Here is a 3824-nt window from a genome sequence, read left to right on the forward strand (position 1 = left end):
CGCAGGCGCACCCGACGGCACGCAGCCGCCAACCGGACCCGCAAGAACCAGCCCGCCAAAACGAAGCGGTCCGTTCCAGACGGCCCCGCCCCAAGCGACGAGGCGCCTTTGCGCTGTCTGAGGGCCCAAGCCCATGGGCGTCCGCTCCTCCACCGGTGTCCTCAGCCGCGCGCCGCGAGCCGGCTTTCCCGCATCAATAGGAGTGCGCCGACGAAGAAACAGAGCGCACCGAACCACAAATGACCATTGCTGACGGCCGGAATCCATCCAGGCTCCGGCCCTGCCGGGGTATAGGCCAGGATGGAGGCCGTCATAAAGGCGATGCAGCCGACGAGATTAATGAACACGATCCACCAGGCGAGTTCCTTGGGCCGCCAGCTCAGATAGGCGTGGCCCGCTTCGATGTAGGCAAGATAGCCCGACACCAGGAACAGCACCGAGCCGATCATTCCCGGAACCCAGATCACCAGGTCCTGCATCACCCAGCCGGAGGGGGTATGGATCGCGTCGAAGGTGTTGAAGTTGAACGCCACGGTCCCGAAAAACTGCGTGATGGTGGAAAGCCAGCCGGGGCTTTTCGGCTGCCAGCCAATCAAGAAGATGCGGCGCTTGCTTGCGCCATCGGCCGGTGCGCCCGGCGTGAAGGGCTCTGCGTTGGCGGCCTGGAAGTGCTGCAGGTAGCCGGCGGTGGTGAACGGGATGGAGCCGCAGAAGAAGACGATGTTGATCAGCACCGACTGGGGCGAGCCGGTCAGTTCCTGCATCAGGGTCAGAGCGCACCCCGCCATGAACAGGAAGGCGCCGACGGCGAAAACCCCGCCGGTAATCCAATTGTAGGTCTGGGTTTGCCAAACCGGGGCGCGGGCGGGATCGAGGCCGCGCGCTTCGTGCTCGAGGCCTTTGCGGTGCTGGCGGGCGCGCCAGACATAGCGCCGTCCGTGGCGCCGAAAGTGGCGCAGCGTGACGAACGGCCAAGGCCCGCTGTCCATCTGGTGCGGCTTTCCCTCTGAGGTCGGGTTCGACCCGCCGCGGCCCGACCTCTCCTCAACGGCCTCGCTCAATGATGGAAGCCCGACGCCTCATGCTTGGACAGCGGCTCCTGGATCGGATGCGCCTTGAAGTGGGCGAGCGCGTCATTCATGTGGTCGATCAGGAGCGAACACAGGTCGAAACTGACCCCGTTGCGCACCAGGATGCGCTGGATCGCCTGGTTTTCGCAGTTCGCCGGCAACGTATAGGCCGGCACCTGCCAACCGCGCACGCGTAGCCGATCAGCCAGGTCGAACAGGGTGAAGCCGGGGTCCAACCCGTCCTTCAGCTTCCACGACACCGCCGGGATTCCGCGCTCCGGATTTCCGTCGAACACCACTTCGAACGGCCCCATCTTGCCGATTTCGTCGGCGAGATAGCCGGCGCTGCGGTAGCAGGCGGAATGAACCTTGCGGTATCCGCTCCGGCCCAGGCGCATGAAATTATAGTACTGACAGACGATCTGGCCGCCGGGGCGCGAGAAGTTGAGCGCGATATCGCGCATGTTGCCGCCGAGATAGTTCACCCAGAACACCATCTCCTCCGGCAAGTCCGTCTCTTCCCGCCACAGGACCCAGCCGACGCCCAGCGGCGCGAGGCCGAACTTGTGGCCCGAGGCGTTGATCGAGCGTACGCGGGGAAGCCGGAAGTCCCATTCCACGTCCGGCGCGCAGAACGGCGCCAGGAAGCCGCCGCTCGCCCCGTCGACATGGATCGGGATATCGAGGCCCGTGCGCGCCTGCACATCGTCGAGCGCGTCGCTGACGGCCTTCACCGGTTCGAACTCGCCGGTGAAGGTCACGCCCAAGGTCGGAACCACCCCGATGGTGTTCTCGTCGCAGCGGGCAAGCACCTCTTCAGGCGTCATCAGGAGCCGGCCGTCCTCCATCGGGATTTCCCGGTGCTCGATATCCCAGTAGCGGGTGAATTTGTGCCAGCAGATCTGCACCGGACCGGTGATCAGGTTGGGCTTGTCGGTCGACTTGCCCTCGGCCCGCCGGCGTGCTTCCCAGCGCCGCTTCATCGCAAGCCCGCCCAGCATCGCCGCCTCGCTCGAACCCGTGGTCGAGCAGCCGACACCATCGGAGGGATAGGGCGCGTTCCAGAGATCGGCGAGCATCCGGACACAGCGCGCCTCGATTTCGGCGGTCTGCGGATACTCGTCCTTGTCGACCATATTCTTGTCGATGCAGTCGTCCATCAACTGATGGACTTCCGGCTCTTCCCAGGTCTGGCAGAAGGTCGCCAGATTCTGGCGCGAGTTGCCGTCGAGCATCAGCTCGTCGCGTACGGCGGCATAAATCCGACGGGGATCGCGCTCGGCATCGGGGAATCCGGCCTTCGGCAGGATCGCGCTCAGATCGCCCGACCCGTAGGTCTCGTCGTAGCTGTCGTCTCCCGTGACTGCATCGTGATCGATCGCCATGATTTTTCTCGCATCAGAGGGAATGGGGAACGGGTCGGGCTGCCGGTGCGGCCGTCAGAGGGAGTAGGCCGCCGGGTTGGCGTCAGCCACCTTCTGGAGCGAAAACACCTTCGGCTCCTTGGTCTCGGCCAGTTCGGCAAGGTCGAAACGGACGAAGTTCAGGCTGCGATAGTCGCGGACATAGAGGCACTTGCGCGACAGGTCGGAGAGGCTCGTCCAGGCGGTGAACTCGGTGGCATAAGGTTCGCCCTTGCCTTGCTCCAGGCCGGCGACCTCGAGATGGCCACCCCCTGCCTGCGGGTAGTCGATAGTCGCCCCGCGCGGTCGGTCGAAATTGTTCATGATATGAGCGAGCGTCTGCACGGCCATATCGGGCGTGGCGGCTTTTTCGGTGAAATGGGCATAGAAGACGGCGCGCACGAACCGCCCGACCGAGGTGTTGGAGGACGGCAGCGCCGCCGTCGCGATGCCGGAATCCGGTTGCACCGCCTTGTAGGACCCGAAGGTCGCCGACGAACCGTCGACGTTGGTGAGGTGGGTGTAGTTGTCCAGGTTGGTCAGGTGCCAGTCGAACTGGGGGCCGTTGGTCATGACGCCTACGGGATTGTCGTAGACCGTCATCTCGCCGCGGTGGAACTCGATCACGACGGAGGCACCCTCCGCGTCGTGCACGACATAGTGGAACGGCGATTCCACCCCGCCCAGGATCGACAGCGCCTCCAGCATGACCGGCTGTTCGGCCAGCGCGGCCTTGACCTCGCTCACCCGCACGAAGCTGCCGAGCACCCAGCTTCCCAGATCCGACGCGGAGAGCACGGCGCGCGTCATCTCCACCGGCTGCTGGGTCCCGCCGGCGGAGGGATAGGACAGCACGCTGAAGGTCAGGCCTTCCGTGTTCAGCCCCTCCAGAACCTTCAGATCCACAAGGCCGATGGGCTTGTCCGCCGACGGCACGCGGCCCGGCATGGCGACCGCCAGAAAGGCGTGCTCGGAGGTGAAGGAGGCCGCCGGATGTCCCGTCATCTCCGAGGAAAAGGTCTGCCCTTTGGGAAAGAACACGAGCTGGTAGGGCAGATCGACCGTCAGCTCCAGCGTCCGCCCGAAATAGAACTGGCCCGCCTGGTCACTGTAGAGAAGGGATGTGCACATGAGGTCTCGCTCGCGCGGTTAGAAGCGGAAGGTCTCGGCGACGGGCGACCCACCGTTGCCGGTCCCGCCGAAGGTCTCGTTGTCGAATGGGTCGATCGTCACCCGGTGGCCACCGACAGAGGCGGCAAACGCCGCCGGCTGCCTCATCCCCTTGTGTCCTTATAGATTTTTCCGTCCTTCATGATCATGCGGAGATTTGTGTCGGGATCGGAGAGGAAGT

4 protein-coding genes are annotated in these 3824 nt (G+C 64.6%); all 4 read right to left on the reverse strand.

Translation table 11 applies throughout. The annotated features are described in order from the left end of the window. Nucleotides 1–161: 161 nt before the first annotated feature. The 4 genes from HNS03_RS25525 to HNS03_RS25540 all read right to left on the reverse strand — a co-directional run bounded on the left by HNS03_RS25525 (nt 162) and on the right by HNS03_RS25540 (nt 3751). Nucleotides 162–989, reverse strand: a complete 828-nt coding sequence (locus HNS03_RS25525; protein WP_367198858.1) for a hypothetical protein — start codon at nt 987–989, stop codon at nt 162–164. Nucleotides 990–1057: 68 nt separating this feature from the next. After that, a complete protein-coding gene (locus HNS03_RS25530; RefSeq protein ID WP_367198859.1) occupies nt 1058–2455 on the reverse strand; it encodes a glutamate decarboxylase in 1398 nt (465 codons plus the stop codon). Between the two features lie 54 nt (nt 2456–2509). Then, nucleotides 2510–3604: a linear amide C-N hydrolase gene (locus HNS03_RS25535; protein ID WP_367198860.1), complete on the reverse strand. Its 1095-nt coding sequence runs from the start codon at nt 3602–3604 to the stop codon at nt 2510–2512. A gap of 18 nt (nt 3605–3622) precedes the next feature. After that, nucleotides 3623–3751 carry a hypothetical protein gene (locus HNS03_RS25540; RefSeq protein WP_367198861.1) on the reverse strand — a complete coding sequence of 43 codons (129 nt, stop codon included), beginning with the start codon at nt 3749–3751 and terminating at the stop codon, nt 3623–3625. Nucleotides 3752–3824: the final 73 nt, after the last annotated feature.

The organism is Amorphus sp. 3PC139-8 (genome assembly GCF_040750475.1).
In the GTDB taxonomy this organism is placed as follows: Bacteria; Pseudomonadota; Alphaproteobacteria; order Rhizobiales; family Amorphaceae; genus Amorphus.

Excerpts from the sequence above, each read along its gene's own strand:
- HNS03_RS25525 (WP_367198858.1), bottom strand. The coding sequence starts at position 989 with ATGGACAGCGGGCCTTGGCCGTTCGTCACGCTGCGCCACTTTCGGCGC.
- HNS03_RS25530 (WP_367198859.1), bottom strand. The coding sequence starts at position 2,455 with ATGGCGATCGATCACGATGCAGTCACGGGAGACGACAGCTACGACGAG.
- HNS03_RS25535 (WP_367198860.1), bottom strand. The coding sequence starts at position 3,604 with ATGTGCACATCCCTTCTCTACAGTGACCAGGCGGGCCAGTTCTATTTC.
- HNS03_RS25540 (WP_367198861.1), bottom strand. The coding sequence starts at position 3,751 with ATGAGGCAGCCGGCGGCGTTTGCCGCCTCTGTCGGTGGCCACCGGGTG.